General features: G+C 40.0%; 25 protein-coding genes and 1 riboswitch. Of the genes, 9 read left to right on the forward strand and 16 right to left on the reverse strand.

Annotated elements, in window-relative coordinates:
* On the forward strand, positions 1 to 137 hold a 137-nt coding region (locus AC1DVB_RS07090), incomplete at its 5' end, for a transposase (RefSeq protein WP_477588785.1).
* A 223-nt stretch (positions 138 to 360) separates the two neighbouring features.
* Here AC1DVB_RS07090 and AC1DVB_RS07095 read toward each other — a convergent pair.
* Positions 361 to 1,338, reverse strand: coding sequence for a 2-hydroxyacid dehydrogenase (locus tag AC1DVB_RS07095; RefSeq protein ID WP_477588787.1), 978 nt, complete (start codon positions 1,336 to 1,338; stop codon positions 361 to 363).
* A 97-nt stretch (positions 1,339 to 1,435) separates the two neighbouring features.
* Positions 1,436 to 2,749, reverse strand: a complete 1,314-nt coding sequence (locus tag AC1DVB_RS07100) for an Nramp family divalent metal transporter (protein WP_239859043.1) — start codon at positions 2,747 to 2,749, stop codon at positions 1,436 to 1,438.
* A gap of 434 nt (positions 2,750 to 3,183) precedes the next feature.
* Between AC1DVB_RS07100 and AC1DVB_RS07105 the strand changes: the two genes are divergently transcribed.
* Positions 3,184 to 3,444 carry a hypothetical protein gene (locus tag AC1DVB_RS07105; protein ID WP_057276994.1) on the forward strand — a complete coding sequence of 87 codons (261 nt, stop codon included), beginning with the start codon at positions 3,184 to 3,186 and terminating at the stop codon, positions 3,442 to 3,444.
* 76 nt (positions 3,445 to 3,520) lie between these two features.
* Here AC1DVB_RS07105 and AC1DVB_RS07110 read toward each other — a convergent pair whose 3' ends face one another.
* Positions 3,521 to 3,871 carry a winged helix-turn-helix transcriptional regulator gene (locus AC1DVB_RS07110; RefSeq protein WP_053536197.1) on the reverse strand — a complete coding sequence of 117 codons (351 nt, stop codon included), beginning with the start codon at positions 3,869 to 3,871 and terminating at the stop codon, positions 3,521 to 3,523.
* A 139-nt stretch (positions 3,872 to 4,010) separates the two neighbouring features.
* Here AC1DVB_RS07110 and AC1DVB_RS07115 point away from each other — a divergent pair, with 139 nt between their 5' ends.
* Complete coding sequence (locus AC1DVB_RS07115) at positions 4,011 to 4,595, forward strand: NAD(P)H-dependent oxidoreductase (protein ID WP_053536198.1); 585 nt, start codon at positions 4,011 to 4,013, stop codon at positions 4,593 to 4,595.
* 304 nt (positions 4,596 to 4,899) lie between these two features.
* On the opposite strand, the gene AC1DVB_RS07120 is transcribed toward AC1DVB_RS07115, so the two are convergent.
* The 6 genes from AC1DVB_RS07120 to AC1DVB_RS07145 all read right to left on the reverse strand — a co-directional run bounded on the left by AC1DVB_RS07120 (position 4,900) and on the right by AC1DVB_RS07145 (position 9,882).
* Positions 4,900 to 5,169, reverse strand: coding sequence for an excalibur calcium-binding domain-containing protein (locus AC1DVB_RS07120; protein ID WP_230137119.1), 270 nt, complete (start codon positions 5,167 to 5,169; stop codon positions 4,900 to 4,902).
* 155 nt (positions 5,170 to 5,324) lie between these two features.
* Positions 5,325 to 5,882: a competence protein ComK gene (locus AC1DVB_RS07125; protein ID WP_230137121.1), complete on the reverse strand. Its 558-nt coding sequence runs from the start codon at positions 5,880 to 5,882 to the stop codon at positions 5,325 to 5,327.
* A 155-nt stretch (positions 5,883 to 6,037) separates the two neighbouring features.
* Entirely contained in the window at positions 6,038 to 7,069 is a 1,032-nt protein-coding gene (locus AC1DVB_RS07130) for a DNA sulfur modification protein DndB (RefSeq protein WP_230137123.1), read from the reverse strand.
* Positions 7,056 to 8,162 carry a DNA sulfur modification protein DndB gene (locus AC1DVB_RS07135; RefSeq protein ID WP_063575251.1) on the reverse strand — a complete coding sequence of 369 codons (1,107 nt, stop codon included), beginning with the start codon at positions 8,160 to 8,162 and terminating at the stop codon, positions 7,056 to 7,058. Before AC1DVB_RS07135 ends, AC1DVB_RS07130 begins: the two co-directional genes overlap by 14 nt.
* 314 nt (positions 8,163 to 8,476) lie before the next feature.
* Entirely contained in the window at positions 8,477 to 8,791 is a 315-nt protein-coding gene (locus AC1DVB_RS07140) for a protealysin inhibitor emfourin (protein WP_477588726.1), read from the reverse strand.
* Positions 8,792 to 8,823: 32 nt separating this feature from the next.
* Entirely contained in the window at positions 8,824 to 9,882 is a 1,059-nt protein-coding gene (locus tag AC1DVB_RS07145) for a M4 family metallopeptidase (RefSeq protein WP_253513211.1), read from the reverse strand.
* A 381-nt stretch (positions 9,883 to 10,263) separates the two neighbouring features.
* Between AC1DVB_RS07145 and AC1DVB_RS07150 the strand changes: the two genes are divergently transcribed.
* The 3 genes from AC1DVB_RS07150 (at position 10,264) to AC1DVB_RS07160 (ending at position 13,369) form a co-directional block, all read left to right on the forward strand.
* Positions 10,264 to 11,607, forward strand: a complete 1,344-nt coding sequence (locus AC1DVB_RS07150) for a PepSY-associated TM helix domain-containing protein (RefSeq protein ID WP_477588728.1) — start codon at positions 10,264 to 10,266, stop codon at positions 11,605 to 11,607.
* Positions 11,608 to 11,634: 27 nt separating this feature from the next.
* On the forward strand, positions 11,635 to 12,105 hold the full coding sequence (locus AC1DVB_RS07155) for a FixH family protein (protein WP_063575248.1): 471 nt from the start codon (positions 11,635 to 11,637) through the stop codon (positions 12,103 to 12,105).
* Between the two features lie 1,087 nt (positions 12,106 to 13,192).
* Positions 13,193 to 13,369, forward strand: a complete 177-nt coding sequence (locus tag AC1DVB_RS07160; RefSeq protein WP_230135807.1) for a hypothetical protein — start codon at positions 13,193 to 13,195, stop codon at positions 13,367 to 13,369.
* A 228-nt stretch (positions 13,370 to 13,597) separates the two neighbouring features.
* Here the strand turns inward: AC1DVB_RS07160 and AC1DVB_RS07165 are convergent, their stop codons facing one another.
* A complete protein-coding gene (locus AC1DVB_RS07165; RefSeq protein WP_034304108.1) occupies positions 13,598 to 14,797 on the reverse strand; it encodes a phosphoglycerate dehydrogenase in 1,200 nt (399 codons plus the stop codon).
* A 106-nt stretch (positions 14,798 to 14,903) separates the two neighbouring features.
* A riboswitch (ZMP/ZTP riboswitch) is annotated at positions 14,904 to 14,982 on the reverse strand.
* A 148-nt stretch (positions 14,983 to 15,130) separates the two neighbouring features.
* Complete coding sequence (locus AC1DVB_RS07170; RefSeq protein WP_477588731.1) at positions 15,131 to 15,559, reverse strand: ATP-dependent metallopeptidase FtsH/Yme1/Tma family protein; 429 nt, start codon at positions 15,557 to 15,559, stop codon at positions 15,131 to 15,133.
* A 150-nt stretch (positions 15,560 to 15,709) separates the two neighbouring features.
* Here AC1DVB_RS07170 and AC1DVB_RS07175 point away from each other — a divergent pair, with 150 nt between their 5' ends.
* Positions 15,710 to 16,225, forward strand: coding sequence for an N-acetyltransferase family protein (locus AC1DVB_RS07175; protein ID WP_477588733.1), 516 nt, complete (start codon positions 15,710 to 15,712; stop codon positions 16,223 to 16,225).
* 63 nt (positions 16,226 to 16,288) lie between these two features.
* Here the strand turns inward: AC1DVB_RS07175 and AC1DVB_RS07180 are convergent, their stop codons facing one another.
* The 4 genes from AC1DVB_RS07180 to AC1DVB_RS07195 form a co-directional block, all read right to left on the reverse strand.
* Positions 16,289 to 16,705 (reverse strand): VOC family protein, encoded by a 417-nt coding sequence (locus tag AC1DVB_RS07180; protein ID WP_098863860.1) that lies wholly within the window; start codon positions 16,703 to 16,705, stop codon positions 16,289 to 16,291.
* Positions 16,706 to 16,814: 109 nt separating this feature from the next.
* Positions 16,815 to 17,306: a PTS sugar transporter subunit IIA gene (locus tag AC1DVB_RS07185; protein ID WP_048687174.1), complete on the reverse strand. Its 492-nt coding sequence runs from the start codon at positions 17,304 to 17,306 to the stop codon at positions 16,815 to 16,817.
* A gap of 91 nt (positions 17,307 to 17,397) precedes the next feature.
* A complete protein-coding gene (locus AC1DVB_RS07190; protein ID WP_477588736.1) occupies positions 17,398 to 17,790 on the reverse strand; it encodes an iron chaperone in 393 nt (130 codons plus the stop codon).
* 86 nt (positions 17,791 to 17,876) lie between these two features.
* The gene (locus tag AC1DVB_RS07195; RefSeq protein ID WP_477588738.1) at positions 17,877 to 18,584 is read right to left on the reverse strand and encodes an alpha/beta hydrolase; all 708 of its coding nucleotides are present in this window, start codon (positions 18,582 to 18,584) and stop codon (positions 17,877 to 17,879) included.
* Positions 18,585 to 18,726: 142 nt separating this feature from the next.
* Between AC1DVB_RS07195 and blaOXA the strand changes: the two genes are divergently transcribed.
* Together blaOXA and AC1DVB_RS07205 are read left to right on the forward strand one after the other, a co-directional pair.
* On the forward strand, positions 18,727 to 19,518 hold the full coding sequence (blaOXA, locus tag AC1DVB_RS07200) for a class D beta-lactamase (protein ID WP_477588740.1): 792 nt from the start codon (positions 18,727 to 18,729) through the stop codon (positions 19,516 to 19,518).
* A 183-nt stretch (positions 19,519 to 19,701) separates the two neighbouring features.
* Positions 19,702 to 20,436, forward strand: coding sequence for a DUF1796 family putative cysteine peptidase (locus tag AC1DVB_RS07205; protein ID WP_477588742.1), 735 nt, complete (start codon positions 19,702 to 19,704; stop codon positions 20,434 to 20,436).
* Between the two features lie 48 nt (positions 20,437 to 20,484).
* Here AC1DVB_RS07205 and AC1DVB_RS07210 read toward each other — a convergent pair whose 3' ends face one another.
* Positions 20,485 to 22,242, reverse strand: a complete 1,758-nt coding sequence (locus AC1DVB_RS07210) for a SulP family inorganic anion transporter (RefSeq protein WP_477588744.1) — start codon at positions 22,240 to 22,242, stop codon at positions 20,485 to 20,487.
* Between the last annotated feature and the right edge of the window lie 2 nt (positions 22,243 to 22,244).

Below are 22,244 nucleotides of genomic sequence, written 5' to 3' on the forward strand. Positions count from 1 at the left end.
CAAAAGAAAAGCATGGTATGCGTTGGACTACTTTAAGGGGACTTAAAAAATTGTCGATGCAGGCGATGCTTACTTTCGCTGCCATTAATTTAAAGAAGATGGCCAATTGGACATGGCGAGGTCCAAAAATGGCCTAACATAGTGGGCTCGTAGAGCCCCAATCTCTTAACTTTAGGCGGAAATTCAAAGGGAATTTCAAAAGGGGTTCAGAATTTTTTAATTCCGAACCCCTTTTGTCTACAAACTGAAAGCCCTCCTTTATGGGAGGGCTTTTTGTTTTGCAGGATGAGTAAAAATCATAATCCGAAACAAAAAAATGGATAGCCCCAATTAAGGCTATCCAGCTTAATTTATAAAAGATCACTTCACCTTTACGCCAGCTTTAATTAACGTAGGCGGAGTTTCGCCCTGTAATCCGGCGACAAGGTTTGTTGCGGCCAGCATCGCCATTTTCAGGCGGGTTTCATATGTTGCGGAACCGATATGAGGCAGAGTGACGACATTCTTCATGGAAAGCAGCGGGTTGTCTTCCTGGACGGGCTCCTGTACAAAGACATCCAGTCCTGCAGCGTGAATTTCTCCGGTCTTTAGCGCATCGATCAACGCTTCTTCATCCACTGTTTTCCCTCTTGAACAATTGATGAAGATGGCGGACTCTTTCATGAGCTTGAATTCTTTTTCCCCCATCATCTTTTCGGTTTGAGGAGTCAGCGGTGTCATCAAGCAGACAAAATCAGATTGCTTTAACAGATCTTCCAGGGAACAGTATGTAGCTCCATACTTTTGTTCCGCGTCTTCGTTTCTGGATCTATTGTGATATAAGATGTTCATATCGAACCCAAAACGGGCCCTTTTTGAAACGGCAGATCCGATTCCGCCCATTCCGATAATGCCTAATACTTTATGATGGACGTCCAACCCAAACGATTTTTCTCCGATATTCGATGTCCATTGCCCTAACTTTACCATTTGATCCAACTCAGGCATTCTTCTCGCTGTGGAGAGCATCAAACCCATGATCGTATCGGCGACTGTCTCGTTCAATACCTCGGGAGTGTTCGTAGCCATGATTCCTCGATTGGACAACTCGGTTATATCCAAATTGTCGTAACCAACCGATGAATTACAGACGATTTTTAATTGCGGTGCTTGATCCAGTAAAGTTTTATCCACCTTTAATCCTGAACCTAATATACCTTGTGCGTTCTTCAGCTCCTGATGAAATTCAGGATAGTTTTGTGAATCAAGACCCTCAAAATAAACGACATCACAAGTCTCTTGAATATAATCCAACACCTTTTGATCCACTTTCTTATAAACGATAACTTTCGGTTTCATCATTGATACCTCACTTCCAATAAAGTAGGACCCCATCGGGTTCGAATGCTGACATAACCTTTTTGTTTTACGCCTCTATCTATAATCTACCATTATTTCAAAAAAAGGTAGTAGCTAATTGAACGGCGGACCAAATCGCTAAAACGGAAGCTAATGTTAGAATAATATTTTCGAACCAATTGTTTTTATATTTTCCCATCAAGTTTTTTTTATTTGAAAGCACTAGCATGCCAATTGCGATTACCGGAAAGCCGATTATATTTATTGCATTTACGCCAATTGTCAATGCAATGAAACCAGGCATGCCGGGAATGGACCAAATAAGCGGCGTAACTAATACAAAAATCATAATCCATTTAAACATTGGATCTTTTTCATATTTACCATTGTACTTTTCGCGTCGGTTTTTATTTATTACGTAAAAGGCATCTACTATCAATCTTGGAAAACCAGTTGATTTCCCTACTATACTCGCGAACAATACGCCAAATACCCCAAGATAAAAAATGTACCAGCCAAATTGTCCTAACGACATTTGTAATGCCATTGCCAAGTCATCAATCGTTTCCACATGAATTCCATTCGGTTTTAAAATTTCTGCCCCAACCACCCAAATGGCTAAATTAATCACAATGCAAACTCCGATGGCAAACAGTAAGTCATTTCTTTGAACCTTGACATGACTCGGCTTCGTCCAGCCCTTTTCCTTCATGAAATATGGATGTACAAAGTTCGAAATCGATCCTGCCACTGCACCGATAATTGAAATCGCCACCAATAATGCTCCATGAACGCCAGTATCACTTGGAATGCTAAAACCAACCGTTCCTTTAATGATTTGCCCCACATCCGGTGTAGCTTGTATGGCCAGGAACAAGAAGGCAATGGTCAATAATGCCAAAAGCACTTTCATTACACTTTCAATTCTATTATAAATATTCCTGCCAATAAGCATAAACACTAATCCTACAACTACCATTGAAGCTAAGAATGGCTGATTGACATGGAAGAGTGTCGATAATACCTCTCCCGCTCCCTTAATCATATAGGCATTAAACAGATGGCCCATGATCAATGCATAACCAAACATAAAATACCCGAAAAATGGGTGGATACGTCCATAGCCTTCAAGAATGGTTAAACCCTCTGTGTTACAAAGCTGGAACCGGGCAATAACATTAACGATAAGAAAACGAAGAATTAATGACAGAGCTAAAATCCACATTAAACTATATCCATAATCTGCACCGGCAACAGAAGAAGTCACCAGATCCCCGGCGCCAAGCCACGTTAACACGGCAAGAATTCCTGGACCATAGGCGGTTTTAAACTTCGTGAAGAAATTTGTTTTCTTACTTTCGACCTCCGGAGCAATCACAGTGGATTCAGCAAGATTTGATTGATTTTTCAAGTTATTCACTCCATTCCAAAGAGTATGTATTCGCTTTCATTTTTTCTAAAGCAATAATACTTAGATAACTCTAGACATTCAGATATTGAAATTATGACAGAACTTTACGTCATTTCCGGAATTGACATAAAGTTAACGCGCAGTATGTTGTCATGCTTCATGTTGAAGTGAATTAGCCCTTAAAAGGTTCTCCTTCCATTTAATTGAATCTTTCGACTATTTACATTGAAATTGTAAGACAAATTAAAATGTAAGTCAATCATAATATTTAGAAGTTTTTTTAAAGCATAAAAAAGACCCTTCGTACTTGTTGATCATTCAAGAGAAATTGGCGTTGCTGTAAATTGAGGAAAACAGGATAAATAAAGGATATAGTACAGCGTGCGAATAGATTCATGCCATCAGCGGATAATATAAGTGAAGGAGTGAAATATATGCCACAAGATAATAACAATGATCCAAATAATACTGCCGGGAACCTTGATGCTCGTAGAGACCCTAATAATGATAGTTTGAACCCTGGGTTTCAAAGAGAAGAACGTCCTATGCCTAATGGTAATATCCCAACAACAGAGGGTGTCGCAAATGTTAAAGAACGTTTTCCTTCGGACCATGAAAGACTTATGAGCAGAATCAATCTTGGGGATGCACTTATAAATCGGGAAAATACACATTTTGGACGGTTTGAAAGATAAAAAAGATGTCTTATTGAATTAAATGGGGTTAGTGGATGATCAACCACGAGGAAAAAGCTAAAGACCTGTATAGGCTTTAGCTTTTTATTAATTTTTCATATTTTTTTCCCCACTCTCCCATACTAGCCAGTATCGGAATAAAGCTTTTCCCTATAGGTGTTAACGAGTATTCTACCTTTGGGGGGACTTCTTTATATACTTCTCTGTGAACCATTTGGTCTTCTTCCAATTCTCTCAACTGACGTGTCAGTATTCCTTTTGAAATACCTGGTAACAGCCTTTGAAGTTCATTAAATCTTCTTGTATTTGTGCTTAAATGCCATAAAATGATGATTTTCCATTTCCCCGCAATTATGTCTTGAGTTTGTGTAACTGGACAAACCTCTATTTGTTCCTCTGGAGGTTCACCGAACCTGCTTCGCGCCACCGTACATTCCTCTCTTTCTCAATGGTACCATTTTTGTGACTATATTATAAAAAAATGACTACTTTCAAAAAAATGTCTAACACTATAATATTAGGTTACCCTTAATAATCAAATAAAAATTACTAGGAGGAGATTCTAAATGAGGCACTTAGTTGTTTATGCACATCCATACTCTGAAAGCTTAAATCACTCTATTTTGGAAACAACAGTCAATGCATTAGAGAAAAACGGTCACGAAGTTGTTGTGCGTGATTTATATGCACTTGATTTTCAACCTGTACTGAAACCGGAAGATACAGCAGCCATGAAAGCAGGAAAAACTCCTGATGATATTAAAACGGAACAAGAATTTATTTCTGAAGCAGAAGTTATAACATTTATTTACCCTATTTGGTGGACGGGTCTTCCAGCAATTCTTAAAGGGTATGTAGACCGAGTATTCTCATTTGGGTTTGCATATTCTGCTGGAGAAGAAGGTGTAATCAAGCTATTAAAAGGTAAAAAGGGGCTTATCATCAATACACACGGAACTCCTAACGAGGTTTACGATGCGGTGGGTATGACAGCTGGTTTGAAAGTTACCTCTGACATTGGAATATTTGATTTTACTGGAATTGAACCTGTGGATCATTTACTATTCGGAAGTATTGGATACCTTGATGAAGAAGCATATAAAGGAATGTTAAAGAAAGTTGAAGATACAATTAAATCCCATTTCTCATAAACATATACTAATGTTGAAAAAGACTGCTCAATCTTAATAAAAGGCTGTTTTCRCATACTTTGTTGCTATTTACCCGTAGTGCGGTGTGGTTGATTTCCCCTTCAGATGCTCGCTTTCCGCGGGGCGGGCGGTGAGCCTCCTCGGCGTAAACGCCTGTGGGGTCTCACCTKTCCCGCTGCTCCCGCAGGAGTCTCGCACTTCCGCTCCAATCAACCTTAAATAGTTTCGTTTTAAAAACATCAATCTTTACGAAAAGAGCCTAATAAAAAGAGACCTTCTTTTAAAAGGTCTCTTTGAATAATCCTTATTTTTCACAAGCGATCAAGTCTTTGTCGCGATCGCTTTTTTTATTGGCATCATAAAGCGCCTTTGAAACGTGAGGCTTGTATTTCGTTTTTCCTCCTTTATTTTTAACGGAAGATGTACGGGCTACGCCTCCTTTGTAGTCTTTATTCAATGCTGTACAGTTTTTATACGTCTTCACCTTTGTTTTGGCACCGGCAACGTCATTTGCGCCAAACGAGAGACCTAAAACTAGTCCAAAAGATAGTAAAATAGCAAATATTCGTTTCAAAATACGTACTTCCTTCCCTAAATATTAACTTTTTACTAATCATAATGTATCATTCCATTTTTTACAATAACTATTTTTCGGATTTTAAATAATACCCGCTCTTACTTAATCCACTCCTAAGAAAAGACCGCCACTTAGCGGTCCCATAGATTATATTATTCCTTGCCCTTCACCCTGTAATGGACCTCCCCAGGTTGTTTGCAAAAGGTGATTCCGCTTCCCGGTTCGTAATAAAAGGTCTTTTTACCCAATGAGCGTTCATGGAAGGTCGTATGCAGATAGGCTGCTTGATCCCTTTTGAAGGCGAGCTGATTTTTGCTTAAGTTTACTGGTAGGCAATGACCGTAGTTTGTGTGGACCAGTGTTTCCTTTTCGTTCATTTCCTCTAAGTCACGAATGTGGATGTAGGAAAACCAGACTCCTCCTCTTTTCCGGAATGAGCGGGAGGAGAACCAGACCATCCCCAGTTGGGCGTTTATGCAGACGGGCAGTCTGTATTTACCGCCCAGTACGGATTTGGCTGCCGCTAGTCCGCCATCCAGATCCAATCCAAAGTGGTTTAACGTGTTATTCAGGATTTCCTGGCGCGGTTGCCTAACATGGAAAGTGCTGTCTCCCTCCACTACCGTAGTCATCTCGACACCATTGGCGTCGTATCGCTCCATCATTCCTACCGTTTCCATATTCAATAAATAGTTTTTTCGTATCATCATTCCATTCACTCCCCATTTCACTATTCCTTTTTATGGAGTATACTGGACATAGAGGCAGGTATACTCCTGCTCGCAAGCCCTTAGGTGATTGTCTGACCGGACGTCCTCACCTAGGGGTTTTTCACTTTTTCATTATCACATTTCCCCTCACCTCCTCAACAGCTATACAGCCAGCGTACTAGCTCTTCGATATTGTTTTTATCTTTGCTTAGGTGAAATAATGGCGGCCGCCCTTTGTATGTTCCTTTAAACTCTTTCCAAATGGGATTATCAGGGCTCCAGTCCACCTCTTTCAATTTTGACATTCTCGTGGCAATCAGCTGTTGTCTTTGTTCGATTGGCTGGTTTTCCATTTTGTCATTGATATAAAGGGCAACGGCAATGAAAAGCGGGTAACTGGCAAGCATGCATTTTGTGTAATCACCCATCTGTCCTGCCGGGTATATGTCGAATAGTTCATTAAGATAGAGATGAATGAGTGTGATGTATTCACTGTTCGAAAGCGGACTTTGTGATACTTTCTCTTCGATGTTTACGTTTGCCTTCCCAGTCATGAAGATGCCGATGACCTGCCTCAATTGCGATAGCGATAAGAGGTTTTTATTGGCTGGACGATTGATGGAACGCTTTTCAAGTTCGACACCGGCTGTTTTTAGCGATTGATGGGTATGGAGCACCTGATTGGTAATGACGTTGAGGTTGTTTCGCGAGTCGAATGATATCCGTTTGGAAAGGGCCACTTTCTTGCCTTTTAGATTGAGATCCAGGTAGAGCTGGGATTCTTCCGCTCTTGTTAGCCCTTCAAATACTTGGATCGCAATCGAGCTGTCCTTCATGAGTGAATCCAGTTCGTATGCTAGTTTCACCTTTTCTTCACCCTTCTTTAACGCTTTAAGGATACTGTCCTCCAATTGCGCGAAAGCCGCTATTCGTTGTGTTCCGTCGATGATCGAAAGTTCGATAGGATCTCCATTAGGGGCTGCTCCTTCCCTGCTGCTGGCAACAAGTGGCGGCAGGTAGATATTTTTCGTTAATGCATTGTCCAAAAGATAGTTTTTGATCGATCGGACCCGCAGCTGGTTGATTTCCCTCGTGGCGATCTGACCGTTGCGATACATATGGACCAGCTCGATGATGGAGCAGGAAACCATCGTCCTTCTTTTCCGGTCCAATTCACCTAGAATCATTTAGCCATCCTCCTTCTTGTTCTATTTTTCGTTTGAACGCGAGAGCCGTTTTCTGGATGGCGTTTGTAGTCGAATGGTTTTTGACTCTTTTTTTCAAGGGGTCGTAAATGTGTGAATAAAGGGTATCATCATGCTTCCAAGTACAGGCTTTCTTCAAATGCAGCATATGATTTATTGCTTCTTCATAGGGGATTTCATGATGTTTTCGGAGTTGGTGGATCGTTTGGGCAAGGGCTATTTGAATGCCGGAATACCCTGATGTGAATGTAGTCCGGTCTGTCATCTTCTTCGGAAAGATTTCCAGCCATGACTCGAAAAACGCAGTCGCGGTGTTGATGATTTCGGCCTTGGTCATATCACCATAATTGGCTTTACCCGTTTTCGCGGTGACGTTTCCTTCAAATAAAGCAATAAGGCAGCGCCTCATGATCGTCAGCGTAGTAAGCGCCGTACATCTCACGGTGATCCTCGAAAGGGTGGCCTCTATCTCCATCTTACTTTCTAATATCCTGGCAATGTTCCGTGTTAGTTCTGCATATTCATCGCGCTGGTCATACTTCATCACCAAGCCGTTATGCGGCTCTTTTCGCTTCGTATTAATATCATTGAATAGCTGTCTTTCTTCATGCGTTTCCAGATTTAAATAGATTTGAATCGTGACCGGATAGGTTTTCAACTTATCAATTTGGTTTTGGAGCTTTGCCGCTTCGGGAAAGTTTCCGATTTCTTCTTCCGTTTCCTTCCGTGCCCTTAGGTGACTGATGGCTGAAATGAGGGCATAGGTCCTATGCTGCCCGTCAAGTATGTATATTTTACTTCCTGGTGGCAGTTCCCCGCCCACGGGCACTTCTTGGATCGCTCCCCTGCTCGAGAAGATGAATGGGGAAAAGTAAAAGTCCCCTTCCGATACAGAATCGATGATGAACTCCCTGATTTCAGTCCTTCGATTGAGATCAAGCTTTCTTTGAACCGCCTCATCGACTTCGAATATCGCCTCCAATGTCGAGAATTGAATCTGCGAGATTAATATTCTTTTCCCGAATTGGGTAAGGCTGTTTCCGGCTATCGTCACTTTCATTTCTTGATATGTCATTCACTTCACCTCTCTGCGACCATTATCCTATTTTATGCTTTTTTTGTAAAACCGCTCTTGTATGACCTCTTTCAAAATTAGTTCCCTTTTGTGACTGCTTTACCTGTTTGATTGGCTAACTCTTTACAAAATTTCATCAAGGGGCTATACTATCTAATTTCCGTTTCAAATTTGCTACTGCGGATCGCTATTTTGTGTCCATTTAGAGAACAAACAGCCAAAATCCAGATAAAAGTGAAACGAAATGACATTTTTGTGAAGTTTTACGACTCGTCAAAAAAAGTCTATCTGAATGATAGACTTTTTTGACGTGGTTATTCTGCCAGCAGCTTTATTTCAATTGCTAAATTCCGTAAATAATCCAATAAGGGCCGGACTTCCTCCGGAGCTGTTGTGTCTGTGAATGAGAAAGACTGCTTCTTCTTTACATCTGCTATATCCAGCTGGTACGAAAACGAGTCGAACCCTTGCGTTTTTACCATTTTACTTTGGGCAGCATTATGAAGGTCAGCATGTTTCATTAAGTTCTGCAATTCCTCATACTTCTCTTTCGGCAATTCATCCGTATCTATTTCGAAATTCAAGTCGAGGTTGGCAAATCCCCCTATGCAGCTAAATTTGATATGCATGGTAGATGAAGCCTCCTATTCATGGAATATTTCTACTCAGGCAGTCCAACTGCTTTAAAAGCATTTTCAATTGTCTTGATGGCTGTTTTCGTAACATCGCCGCTATCAACAAGTTTTTGCGCTGCCTTGATGACGATTTGCACGAATTGATTGAAATTCGCCGTCGCAAATAAATTCTGCATCGCATTGAACCAAATCAAGGCCGCTTTGTCCGTTCCAATTTCCATCGATACTAGATAAAAGGCCTTGTTTGGTATGCCGCTATTGATATGGACACCATGATTATCGCGTTCTCCCTTATAAAAGTTCTTCATATGATCAGGCTGAATATCCTTACCCATTAACTTATTGTCAAATGCCGTACCTGGTGCCTTCATCGAACGGAGTGCCTGCCCTTTCAGTGTCGGTCCCATTATATCAGCACCGATCAGCCAATCGGCATCTCCTGCAGTTTGCTTTAAGTGAAATTGTTTTATGGCAACTCCAAACACATCTGAAAGATGTTCGTTCAATGCCCCGGACTGACCTTCATACTCCAATCCACTTGTGAACTGCGTAACCCCATGTGTCAATTCATGTCCAATTACATCGAGTGAATTGGCAAAATTGCTAAAGATGACCCCATCACCGTCTCCAAATACCATTTCATCTCCGTCCCAATAAGCATTCGTGAATTTATTGCCATAATGAACGTTCAGAATGAGATCAAGACCTTGGTTATCAATTGAATTACGGTGCAAAACATCCTTGAAATAATCACGCACAACTCCGCTATAATCATATGCAGCGTTAACAACAGGGTCTGCACTTGATCGATCTCCTTCTTTCCTTGCTTCATTCTGCCGGAGTTTCGTTCCCCCCTTGCAATCGTAAACATGTCGGGCAGATTCACCTTGCCGTTCAGATCCTGCATCCGTTAAAGCGATAACACCGTCAATATCATATTCTTTAAAGATTCTGCGCCTGCGCATTTGACGGCTTTTCGCTAAACTGATCCGTGCTTCTTCCACTTCATTTTGTGCCAAATTCTCTAAGATATAGTTAGGTACGATGAAACACTGACACCTTTTGGAACAATCCTTATTATGCATATTCGTCACTCCTTTAAAGTTTTTTCGATTTATACCATTTCTTCTTTCAAGAGTACTGCTTTTCTTATTGCGATTGTCTTCAACATCGGTTCATTAGCAGTTTACCTGATCCGTTCACATTTGCTGCTCTTCCTATCTTCAACACATTTCTATAGACTACTTTCGCCACAACTACCTCATTTCCCTCCATTCCTCCCTGCCCCACTGCTTGCTAACTCTTTCTCAGGAAGTTCACTCCTTAGTTACAGTTGTTCTTTTTAGTTGATATGACTTAATTACTCTTTAACAAATACAAACTTCCTTTTTTTATAAATTTCATATTTTTCTCACAATTTTCTTTTATCATCTATATAGTGAATACGACTCGGAGGTTCTGTATAAATGGAAACTAAACAACCAAACACCTCTCTGTATAGAACAGTATGGAGATGGCATTTTTACGCTGGAATCATTTTTGCACCCTTACTTATTATTCTTGCAGTTACCGGCTCAATCTATTTATTTAAGCCGCAGATTGAACAAGTTCTTTATCAAGACTACCAAGGGGTTACACCGCTAGGAGATAGATTGCCGGCATCTCAGCAGATTGAGAATGTGAAGAAGCTATACCCTGATGCAGTGGTGACAAAATATCATCCCGGAGAAAATGCATCTCGTTCGAGCGAAGTAAGCATCACTTCTAATAAAGAGTCTCTTACGATTTTCATGGACCCGTATACAGGTAAATCTATTGGAGAGTTAAAAGATGAAGACAGACTTATGGATAAAATCGAGGAAATTCATGGTGAGCTGATGGCTGGCACCTTAGGAGATAGAATTGTAGAGTTAGCTGCGTGTTGGGCAGTTGTGTTAATTGTCTCTGGTCTTTATTTATGGTATCCCAAAAAGAAGCAAAGTCTTTCTGGTGTTCTTTTTCCAAGACTAAATAAAGGGAAACATATTTTCAGAAGAGATTTACATGCAGTACCTGCCTTTTGGATAACTGCAGGCATGTTATTTTTAATCATGACAGGATTGCCTTGGTCAGGTTTTTGGGGAAATAATTTTCAATTGTTAGCTACCAACTCCGGATCTGGGTACCCCCCTTCCATATGGACAGGAAGTGCTCCAACTTCCTCAATTAAGACAAAAGACATTGCAGATGTTCCTTGGGCAGCAGAAAATTTAGATGTACCACTCTCAGATATCCAAGGTTTTCTCCCACTTTCCATTGATGATGTAGTTACGATAGCCAATCGTGAAGGTATGCATCCAAGTTATAGCATTAATATTCCACAACAGACAGATGGCGTTTATACATTGTCAGCTTTTCCACCGAAAGCCCAAGATGAAGCTACCATTCATATTGACCAATATTCCGGTGCAGTTCTAGCTGATTATCGTTATGACCATTACGGTTTAATAGGGAAAATAGTTGCTTGGGGAATTACCTTGCACAAAGGGACTCAATTTGGTTTGATTAATCAAATCATCAGCCTTCTTATTTGTTTAGGAATCATGCTTGTTGCATGTAGCGGTTTTTATTTATGGTGGAAGCGAAAGCCGAAAAAAAGCTTAGGTGCACCAAAAGCTCCTCAAATAAAGAACATGAAACTCTTTCTATTTCTGTTAATAGGGCTTGGAATTTTGTTTCCATTGGTTGGTTTGTCCCTTATTGTTGTTTGGCTAATCGACTGGTTGATCATTAAAAGAATATCTGCAGTCAAAAAGTTTTTGAATGCCTAATTCAAAATGTAAAGGGTGGCTTTTGCCGTGAAAAAAAATATATGCATTTCTTTCATCTTTATTTTCAGCATATTGCTATGTGCATGTTCCCTTGAAAAGGATGTCACTGATCTATACAAAGAAGAAACACCTCTTGAAGCCGAAATAATTATACCAGCATCCTTTTCAGCTCATACACAGGAGACCATAAAGGCTGTGCTTACTCAAGGTGGTCAAATGGTTGAAAACGCAGATTTTGTTCATTTTGAGATATGGAAACAAGATGGCTCGCTCAAATATAGTATGGAACAGGCTGAGGAAGAGGGAAACGGTACTTATACTTTAAGTAAAAACTTTGATAGTGATGGCCTATATTATATAAAAGTACATGCTAGTAACGATGATTCAATCATTATGCCTCAAAAACAATTCATCGTTGGAAAACTGTCTGAAAGTGAATTGGAATTCTTGCAAAAAGGAATCCAAAAACAAGCAGAAAGTCATGAACATCATCATTAAAAGATTCATAACAAATCCGGTTTTCAATTGAAAATCGGATTTGTTATGAATCTGAGAGAATGCATTTACAGTACTTCACCTTTCTTTATTAAATTATTCTGCTCATGCTGCATATACTGCTTTAAACAAGGAATCTTCCTCGGAACATAAACGACCATTAAGGGAGGGCATGGCATTGGTAACTTCACAGGGAACTGCTTCGGTTAGCTTTCCATTCCCATCTGTATGGGGTATCCACTCTTCAATAGCTGGCGATTATTTGGGGCACATTTTCCATTCATTCCATTATAGATAATAGGGTGGTTGGTACGGTTAATTTTCGCGGCAGACCCATTCCGATTAATGGATTTTGGAATGAAAACACCAAACAAATCGCATTTGATTCACCTTATGCCACATTCTCTGGCAACTTAACCATAATTGATGATCAACAGAGCAGAATTCGGCATTTCATTCTTCAAGGACGTTTTCTAATGAAGCCTCCCTCTCTGCAAGCAGGTGAGTCTGGATCTTGGATTGCCACTACAGATATAGCTCAGAATCCATTTCCTGTTAGCGGTAATGCGTATACCGGGCAATTGCCTCCTGTAGGAGCTTTTTTAACATCGAATTTCCTTCATCAGCACCAGAATTTTTTGGGAAGAACAATATAGGGTCATCCTTTTTTTTGTAGAAAGGGTGTTTAAGATAGGGAATCGTCTCTGGATTAGGGGCGATTCTTTTACTTAGATGCGCTGAAGTGAACGTAGGCAAGGAGGCATACAAGTGATTCCATTATTCAGGTTCGCAGCACGTTGCTTCCCTGCGTTCAGTTGATCGCATTGCTTCCCCGTTTTGGTACCGTTTTACCTATATATGAGATGGTTATTTTGGCTGATAACTTATGAATCCGTTAACTTAAAATGAGTACAGATGGAATATAGATTGACAGCATTTTCTCTGTACTTCATACTATTGTATTAATAGAAGTGACAGAATATTTAGTTAATTAGGAGGATGAAGCTATGAAATTAGCAGATTTTCTAGAAGAAAAGGGTTTTCAAGTTGCTCATGTATTGATATTTGAGGATAAATGGGGGGATGACATGTGACTAAGCACAGAATCCTTTTAAGCATTCCCATTTTGCTATATGGAATGTACATATTTGTGGTCATTCAAAATGATGAAGATGTTCCACTTTATTTGCATCTCCTATTCGCAATCTACTTGATGTTTTTTGTACATTATGAAGATAACACAGAAGGAAAGCATGACGGATTTTGAGAATTTCGATGCTAAGCAATGCGTGTGGAAGATGTTTGGACTTCAACTGAATGTATCGATCTGCCCACAGGCTGAGTCCGTTGTAACCCCTAGGTTGTTAACACATGAGCCATGTTTAGTATGACCACCCCAATATTTATTCCAAATTCATTAATAAAGCCTAAAAAAGCCTCAACTCCTTAAAGGAATTGAGGCTTTCACTATTTATCAGCTTTATTTTGGTTCCAATTAGATGATACGAGTTGTAACGATGCCTTCGATTTGTTTGATTTGATCTTCCAAGGCAGGAATGATATCGCCGTTTACTTCACCATCAATGTCGATGATCGTATATGCATATCCCCCACGGCTTCTGTTAACCATGTCAGCGATGTTCAAATTAAAGCTTGATACAGCCAGCGTGATTTGCCCAACCATGTTCGGAACGTTTTCGTGGAAAGTTGCCACACGACGGTTTCCTGTAAAAGGAAGGGAAGTATTCGGGAAATTCACAGAGTTCTTGATGTTCCCTGTTTCTAAAAAGTTCTTCAACTGACGAGCTGCCATGATGGCACAGTTTTCCTCTGATTCTAGCGTAGAGGCACCAAGATGCGGAATTGGAACGACATTTTTCATTTTCAACACGTTTTCATTCGGGAAGTCAGTAATGAACTTGCCTACTTTTCCGCTTTCAAGTGCAGCTTGCATATCATTTTCATTCACTAGCTCACCGCGTGAGAAATTCAAGATATGTACGCCCGGCTTCATGATGCTGAATGTTTCTTGGTTAAACATTCCTTTTGTGTCGTCAGTTAATGGAACGTGTACTGTAATATAATCAGATTCTGCAAACAATTCTTCAATTGTCATGGCGCGCTGTACATTGCGGGATAAGTTCCAAGCTGTATCAACAGAGATGAACGGGTCAAAGCCAATGACATCCATGTCCAAATCAAGCGCGTCATTCGCTACAAGTGCACCGATTGCTCCTAAACCGATTACGCCAAGAGTTTTTCCCTTGATTTCTTTACCAACGAATTGTTTCTTTCCTGCTTCGACAAGCTTCGGAATTTGTTCCCCTTCGCCTTCAAGCGTCTTTGTCCAAGCCACACCGGCAAAAAGGTTACGAGATGAAGCCATCAATGTCGTCAGCACCATTTCTTTTACAGCGTTTGCGTTAGCCCCAGGTGTATTGAAAACGACAATTCCTTGCTCAGTGCATTTGTCGACCGGAATATTATTGACTCCAGCCCCTGCCCTTGCGATTGCTTTTAACTGATCGCCGAATTCCATAGTATGCATATTAAAGCTGCGAAGAACGATCGCATCAGGGTTTTCACTGTCATTGTCGACTTTAAAATCGCCTTTATTGAAAACATTCAGCCCGCTTTCGGCAATATTATTTAACGCTTTGATCGTTTTGACTTTTTCTAAAAGTATTGTGCTCATTTTGTTTGCTCCTCTTTTGATTATGATGTTTTTGAAATTTCAAAATATTGACTTTAAACCTTTACTATCTGTTAATATACAGAAAGAGGCAAGGGATAAAATCCCTTACCTCTGCCCAGGCGAACGGCTACGACACTATGTGTTCCCTCACGGTTATCCGTGTTTCGCCAGTTGCACATAGTCTTTTTCATTTATTTTATTCTATCAAACTATTCAGCAATCTTCAATACCATTTTAAAGGTTTATCTCTTTTTTTGCAGAAGCCCTAACTCACTAGAAATATCGACGAAACTTGCAGTTTTATCTCCGAAAATGGGAATATATCGTCGAAAACTATCTTTTTATTATAACTCTAGATAGTAATAAGACTAAAAACAGGAAGGAAATGATCATGAAAGGAACGGTCGTTGTAAACAGGGTGACCCATCCGCTTACCTCTATGTATGGTGTAAACTCCATTTTTTCTATATCATGTTCCTCTGCAGCATTATTCATTCTATCTAGCGAAGTTTCACTATTTGGGACAGACGCGACAAAGTATTGATCCTTTTCATACCCTGCCAGCCGACCGCTTATTTCAATCACACTTTTTCGCTGCTCCACCTCCATAAATGTCACTTTTCTATCCGCTAAATTTGTAAAAAATTCATCGTCAGTTAATTTCTCAGTCGGTTCTTCGTCATTATTAAAAACCAGCACACCCCCCAAGATAATCAAGAAGCTTATTAAATAAAATATTTTACTACGGAAAATCTGTTTCATCTCATTCCTTCTCCCACATTAAGCAAACTATAGGAAATAGTAACATACAAAGTTAATTATTGGAATATACTGGGCCGATTAGTTGCTATTTGGATAATATTAGTAAAAAATAAGAAGTATAGCAAACTTAAAAAAAAAGGAGGAACCACTATGCTAATAAGAGAGGCGACGTTGGCTGATGCGGAAGGGATAGCGAAAGTCCATGTGGATTGCTGGCGGACCACTTATAAAGATATAATGCCGAGTGATTTTTTAGATGAACTTTCTTATGAGAAAAGAAAAGACATATGGATAAAGAATATAACTAGTAATGGCAATCATGTTTATGTCGCAGAAAATAACGAAGGAAAAATAGTAGGATTTATATGCGGAGGGAAAAGGGAGACGAATCAAGTTGAGGATTCGGGCGATTTAACTGCGATATATATCCTCGAAAATTCACAAAGAATGGGGATAGGTAAGAAACTCATCAAAGAATTATTTTTTAAATTCGAAGAACTGGGATTCAAGTCAATTTTCGTTGAGGTGCTTGAAGATAATAAATCTCGATACTTCTATGAGGCATTTGGTGCTGAATTGCTTAAAACCAAAAAAATCAAAATAGCTGGTGCTGAATTGAATCTATTGGTTTATGAGTGGAAGGACATTAGCCCCGTATTGTTATGAATGAAATTCAGCTAAGATTGCTAAAAAAGGCACAGTCCTTCGTGAAGGATTGTGCCTTGCTTTTTATTCTTGATTAAATCCGCTTTCGTCCATGTAAAATACTTCCCAAGAATGCCCGTCGATATCCAGAAAACTCCAACCGTACATGAAACCATGATCAATGGCTTCATTGAAAGGCTTTCCGCCAACATCCAGTGCCCTATTCACGATCTCATCGACTTCTTCCTTGCTTTTGACGGACAGGGCGACGATGGTTTCCTTACTCGCAGCAGAATCAGGGATTTCCTTCTTGGTAAACGTTTTAAAGTATTCTTCCACTAACAACATGACATATATGGACTCACTTATAACCATGCATGTCGCATTTTCATTGGTCATTTGCTCGTTAAACTCAAAACCGACCTTTGTGAAAAATTCTATTGAGGCATCCAAATCTTTAACAGGCAAGTTTACAAAAATCTTTTCTGCTTGAATTCCCATCCAATTCACCCTCGCTTGATTTTATTTGTTCACTCACCTACTATTCGCTGCAATTTTCGATTTTCCTGCTTGCAGCCTAAAAGGAGAGGTCAGCATGGAATCTTTCTTTTCATTTCAAATAAACACTCATGATCTCCGTATCGTTAATAGTTGCTTGGGTATTATTTGTTTTTTCCAGTTTTTCAACCAGCTCGCCATTCGTGACAACGATCGGAGTAACGATGCTTGGAGCGTTGGATTTTAGAAAATCGATATCAAATGTCACAAGCTTGTCTCCTGCTTTTACCCTTTGCCCTTCTGCGACATGGACTTCAAATCCCTCGCCTTTAAGGTTAACTGTTTCCAAGCCAATATGAATCAACAATTCTATGCCATTCTTCGTACGGAGGCCTAGGGCATGTTTAGTATGAAAAACCTGGATCACTTCTGCATCGATTGGAGATACGACCAACCCTTCCTCAGGAAGAATCGCTATTCCGTCCCCCATCATTTTCCCGGAAAACACCGGATCCGGAACATCTTCTATTTTTATTACTTGTCCGTTTATAGGAGCAAGCAGTTGTTCCACACTTTCTTTTTTACTGAATAATTTTTTGAACATATTATTTCCACCTTTCTCTTTCGGTCCTAAAATCCTTGCAGTTCATACTCTCATATATTAAGCATTTTGTGAATTCTGATAATAATCGATGCTATTTTTTCTTTTGAGATTTGCCTTCTGCTTTTTTCCTTTTGTTCGCTTCCACTCTAAATATAACCATCTCGGTTATTAATTCATAAGGAATTGGCTTGTTTAGTGAAAACTGAACGGCCCCTTTTGAACATTTATATTCAGATAAGGCAGATTCAAACGCAGAGATCGCGCTTGGAGTTGGATAGAATCCTATATGTTTTTTATAGGCAGCGAAATGTACCAGATTTCCATATAAAACAAAGGTAGGCATTTGATAGCTTATCTTCTCTTCTGCATCCGGTGCTGCATCCTTTATGACTTTTCTTAACGTTTTTAATATCTCCTGAACTTCCTCGGGAAATTGTATGATATATTCATCAATTGAATGAAATGTATTGGTTCCCACCATCATTTCTCCTTTCAGAACTCCAAACTACAATACTCTTATTATAACATTCTTCACCTGCTTACTCCTGGATTGAATCCCTTTGTATTTCGCTAACCTATATTTTTTAAAAACTCTTCCATTCTATTCATTACACCTTCCAGCACGATGATCGTCCTTGAAGTATCGAAAGGTTCAATATCCAAGGAATGATTTGCATGAGGGATTTTATTCATGCTTATGTTCGGTTTATTTTCAATCGCTTGAATTTTATCTGGAATATAATGATGATCTTTTTCACCTATAACTATATGTGCTGAATGATTGCAGCTCAATAACCCATCAAAAATCGAATCGAACTTCAATAGAGGCGTCAGCAAAATCATTTTGGCATTCGTAAACCGCTCACTTTTCATGATTCCGTTGATGATGGGGATGGTGCCAAGTGATTTGCCTAGAAACACAGTTCCTTGATATTCATGATTTTGAAGCACTTCCGTAATGACGGGATTGATATCATTAACGATCACTTTTGTGATATCCACCAATGGATGCTTGAATATATCCTGGTCGTAGGCGTAATGAATATGCACGACATCATACTGATTTTGAAGCATGATCATCGTCGAATAATAGAATAGCGGCTTCTCATACGTGTACCCTGCACCTGAAAACATAAAACAAATGGCCGGACTTCCGGTTTCAATATGTGTGTATGTAATTTCTTTTTCATTACGATTTATTTTTCTTTGGTTAACCTCCATGATAGATTCCTCCCATTCCATCGTTTGCTTTATATATTCATTAGCTACTCGCTGCATTCCTCCTTAATCGATACTATCTAGATAGAGTCCAAGAATAAGGTTTCGTTTTTCATCAGGAATAGGTATACTTTAGCTATCAACCTATTTTATGGAAATTATTTGATGATCGATCAATCCATGCCTTAAAGGAGAGTGTGTAATGAAAATCAAAACGTTATGTTTCATTCTTGTCCTGCTAGTCACTGGTTCCATGGGCACGATTCATGCAAGTGCTAACGATCAAAAGGTGAAAGAACTGGATATCGGGGATTCCTTCGATGGTGCGGAAGGCACGATGGTACTCCAAAACTTAAAAAATGATAAGGTATTTATCTATAATAAACAGAGAAGTAAAGTACGCTACACACCAGAATCGACATTCAAAGTGGCGAATGCATTAATCGGTTTACAGACAAAAGCGGTGAGCGATGAATATGAAGTGAAGCGCTGGGATGGCGTAATCAGGGAATTTGAAGATTGGAACAGAGATCATACGCTTGCTTCAGCCATGAGGCATTCCGTGATTTGGTATTATCAAGCAATGGCCCGCGATATCKGGGCGGAAAACATGCAGCAGTATGTGAACCTGCTCGATTACGGCAATCGTGATATCTCCGGCGGGATCGATCAGTTCTGGCTGGATAGCAGCATAAAGATTTCTGCCCGGGAACAAGTCCAATTCATGGAAAAGCTTGTAGAGGAAAAGCTGCCTATCGATAAGCAGCATATGAGAACCGTAAAGAGAATCATGATCAATGAAGAAGCGGACTCATATGTCCTCCACGGAAAAACCGGTACACGCCTTTCTGACATGGGATTGGGCTGGTATGTGGGGTACATCGAAACGGACAAAGGGGAATGGGCCTTCGCAACGAACATGGACGGCAGCGGAAGCAAAGCCAAAACGATTACGCTTGAAGCCTTGAAAGAGTTGGATATCATAGAAGAATAAACGTTCACGCATGCTCTTAATTAGGGCATGCGTTTTGCTTTGTCTAAAAAAGATCGCTGAACCTATTTATAAATATTCATGTTGGCATTGCCTGATATAAAGCCTTTTTTTGGTTTGTCCAATCAGTAAAAAGAAAATTATCATCTAATATAGTATGGATAGTTATAGAAAGGGGGATTAATAGTGAAATTAACGGAAATCAAGAAATCTTATGATGTAATCATTCCTTCAGGCAGTGCTTGCACTCCCGCTTTGAACCTAAGAAGACTTGGCTTAAGAAGATTTTCTTTGCCTCTTGACTGGGTCTTTACCGAGTCATTTGCAGAAGTGGCCAGGCTATATAGTAATCAGTTCAAGGAATATATGGAATTGAAGAATTTGACTTTAGTAGATGGTTCCGGTACTTATTTTGACGATGACATAGATATAAATGCTGTAAATACCTATTTTGTAAGAGATAACCATTATAAAGTCACTTCAGTTCACGATTTCCCCATCCTGCCTGATAAAGAATGGTTTGAAACATATCCTGATTTCAAAGAGAACTTAGATAAAAGAATAGCAAGATTCATTGAAACGATCAAAGATAGCGATTCAATCCTATTTGTAAGATGGTCAACAAAATATGAGCAAGCCACTTTGTTTCAACAAGTAATGAAGGACATGTTAAAAGAAAAGGAATTTACTGTATTAATACTAATCCCCTCGGATGATGCAACAAGTATTTCTGATTTAGCATGGAACATAGAAAATGTTTGTGTTTTAGAAGTACCTAACCAAGTTTGGGATGAGGCGATTTGGGATCAGGTTTTTAGTGGCATACAATTAAATAGTCAGGATAAAACCCTGAGCGAACAAGCTCGATGTGTTAATGATTTCAATAACCCGAAATCTTGCAGCAGAAATAAAAGAAGTTGAAGAGAAAGGCATCCGCCAAAAGCGGATGCCTTTTCTTCTTGACGGAAATCAAGTTAATCCTATCTCCCGTTTTCTGCTTTGTTTTAATAACGCAGGCTTTTGAACTTGCTGTGAGAGTGCGGTACATTCAGCAAATGAAAACTGTTTACACCCTTTACAACGGTTCTCATCCAGTTTGGATAAAGCTTTATTGATGGCATCTCCCGTACTGGAAAAGAACTGTTCCTCACCGACCAGTTCAATAAATCCGGTTTTTCTCAGCATTTCTTTAGGTTCCTGTTGAATTCCTGAAATCAGCACTTGTAGGTTATGAAACTTGAATTGCTTCACGATGTCGGTTAGCAGTGCTTCCCCCGATGTATCGATAAAGGATACATTGCTCATTCTTAATAGAAGGACTTTTGGTTTTGATCGCATTATTTCCTCGATTTCTTCTTGCAGCCTTTCGATTGTGCCAAAGAATAAAGGTCCTTCTATCGTATAAATGTTAATCTGCGGGCAGCTTGAACCTTGATGCACCATTTCTGGTTTAACTAGTTTATCAGCTGGATCTGGTAGTACCTTTGATAATTTCAATGTACCGCTCATCAGTTTAACGAACGATAGAATGGCTAATAGTAATCCAATCCCGACGCCTGTTGTCAGGTCAATCACTACGGTTAACACGAAGGTAACGAGCAATACGACCGAGTCCATCGTTTTGGCTTTTAAAATATGCGAAAATTCTTTGCGTTCGCTCATGTTCCATGCGACAAACATAAGAATCGGGGCCATGCTGGCCAAAGGAATGGCCGAAGCATAAGGCGCCAAACTTACTAACACCAGCAATACCACCAACCCATGAATCACGCCTGATATGGGGGAGACTGCACCGTTTTTAATATTCGTCGCAGTACGGGCGATGGCACCTGTAGCCGGAATGCCTCCAAATAAAGGCGCAATCATATTGGTCAATCCTTGTCCCATCAGCTCTTTATTGCTGTTATGTTTACTGTTGGTCATGCCGTCTGCCACTACAGCAGATAAGAGTGATTCAATACCTCCAAGCATGGCGATGACCAAAGCAGCCGGAAGGAGTTCAATCACCAGACCGCCAGTGATATGGGGAAACTGAAAATGGGGCAATGCATTAGGAATGGCGCCATATGCCGATCCTATGGTCGCTACCTGACCTGGAAAGAATAAGCTGGCGACAAGAGTTGATACAATCAATCCCAGCAATGCTCCAGGGATTTTCGGTAAATATTTTGGAGTTAATATGACGAGAGTCAGACTTATGCTAGCTACCAGTACACTATAGATATTCACTGTATTGAAGTTCACTAAGATTTCTTTCATATTTAAAAGAAAGACCTCTTCTTTTTTTAAGTTACTGAGTCCAAAGAAATTGGCAATCTGCCCCGAGAAGATGATCACGGCAATTCCAGCTGTAAAGCCGATGGTAACTGGACGCGGAATAAACTTGATGAATCTTCCCAGTTTGAAGACACCTAAAAGAAAAATCATGATACCTGCCAGGAAACCGGCGATTAACAGTTTTTCATATCCGTACTGCATGACCACCCCTAACAAGACCGGGACAAAGGCTCCAGTCGGGCCTGCAATTTGATATTTCGATCCGCCAAAAAGGGAGACCATGATTCCTGCAATAATCGATGTGTACAGTCCGTATTCCGGCCTTACTCCAGAAGCAATGGCAAAAGCCATCGCTAAAGGAATCGCTACTATCCCAACTACCACCCCGGCAACCAGGTCTTTCTGAAAATGGCCTAAGTTATATCCTTCAAACCTGCTAGAACCCATCATTT

The sequence above is a fragment of the Peribacillus sp. P4_D6 genome (assembly GCF_056401795.1).

What these genes read in the sequence shown, in the direction of transcription:
- AC1DVB_RS07095 (WP_477588787.1), bottom strand. Translation starts at nt 1,338, where the DNA reads ATGAAACCGAAAGTTATCGTTTATAAGAAAGTGGATCAAAAGGTGTTG.
- AC1DVB_RS07105 (WP_057276994.1), top strand. Translation starts at nt 3,184, where the DNA reads ATGCCACAAGATAATAACAATGATCCAAATAATACTGCCGGGAACCTT.
- AC1DVB_RS07115 (WP_053536198.1), top strand. Translation starts at nt 4,011, where the DNA reads ATGAGGCACTTAGTTGTTTATGCACATCCATACTCTGAAAGCTTAAAT.
- AC1DVB_RS07125 (WP_230137121.1), bottom strand. Translation starts at nt 5,882, where the DNA reads ATGATGATACGAAAAAACTATTTATTGAATATGGAAACGGTAGGAATG.
- AC1DVB_RS07130 (WP_230137123.1), bottom strand. Translation starts at nt 7,069, where the DNA reads ATGATTCTAGGTGAATTGGACCGGAAAAGAAGGACGATGGTTTCCTGC.
- AC1DVB_RS07135 (WP_063575251.1), bottom strand. Translation starts at nt 8,162, where the DNA reads ATGACATATCAAGAAATGAAAGTGACGATAGCCGGAAACAGCCTTACC.
- AC1DVB_RS07140 (WP_477588726.1), bottom strand. Translation starts at nt 8,791, where the DNA reads ATGCATATCAAATTTAGCTGCATAGGGGGATTTGCCAACCTCGACTTG.
- AC1DVB_RS07145 (WP_253513211.1), bottom strand. Translation starts at nt 9,882, where the DNA reads ATGCATAATAAGGATTGTTCCAAAAGGTGTCAGTGTTTCATCGTACCT.
- AC1DVB_RS07150 (WP_477588728.1), top strand. Translation starts at nt 10,264, where the DNA reads ATGGAAACTAAACAACCAAACACCTCTCTGTATAGAACAGTATGGAGA.
- AC1DVB_RS07165 (WP_034304108.1), bottom strand. Translation starts at nt 14,797, where the DNA reads ATGAGCACAATACTTTTAGAAAAAGTCAAAACGATCAAAGCGTTAAAT.
- AC1DVB_RS07170 (WP_477588731.1), bottom strand. Translation starts at nt 15,559, where the DNA reads ATGAAACAGATTTTCCGTAGTAAAATATTTTATTTAATAAGCTTCTTG.
- AC1DVB_RS07175 (WP_477588733.1), top strand. Translation starts at nt 15,710, where the DNA reads ATGCTAATAAGAGAGGCGACGTTGGCTGATGCGGAAGGGATAGCGAAA.
- AC1DVB_RS07180 (WP_098863860.1), bottom strand. Translation starts at nt 16,705, where the DNA reads ATGGGAATTCAAGCAGAAAAGATTTTTGTAAACTTGCCTGTTAAAGAT.
- AC1DVB_RS07185 (WP_048687174.1), bottom strand. Translation starts at nt 17,306, where the DNA reads ATGTTCAAAAAATTATTCAGTAAAAAAGAAAGTGTGGAACAACTGCTT.
- AC1DVB_RS07190 (WP_477588736.1), bottom strand. Translation starts at nt 17,790, where the DNA reads ATGATGGTGGGAACCAATACATTTCATTCAATTGATGAATATATCATA.
- AC1DVB_RS07195 (WP_477588738.1), bottom strand. Translation starts at nt 18,584, where the DNA reads ATGCAGCGAGTAGCTAATGAATATATAAAGCAAACGATGGAATGGGAG.
- AC1DVB_RS07210 (WP_477588744.1), bottom strand. Translation starts at nt 22,242, where the DNA reads ATGATGGGTTCTAGCAGGTTTGAAGGATATAACTTAGGCCATTTTCAG.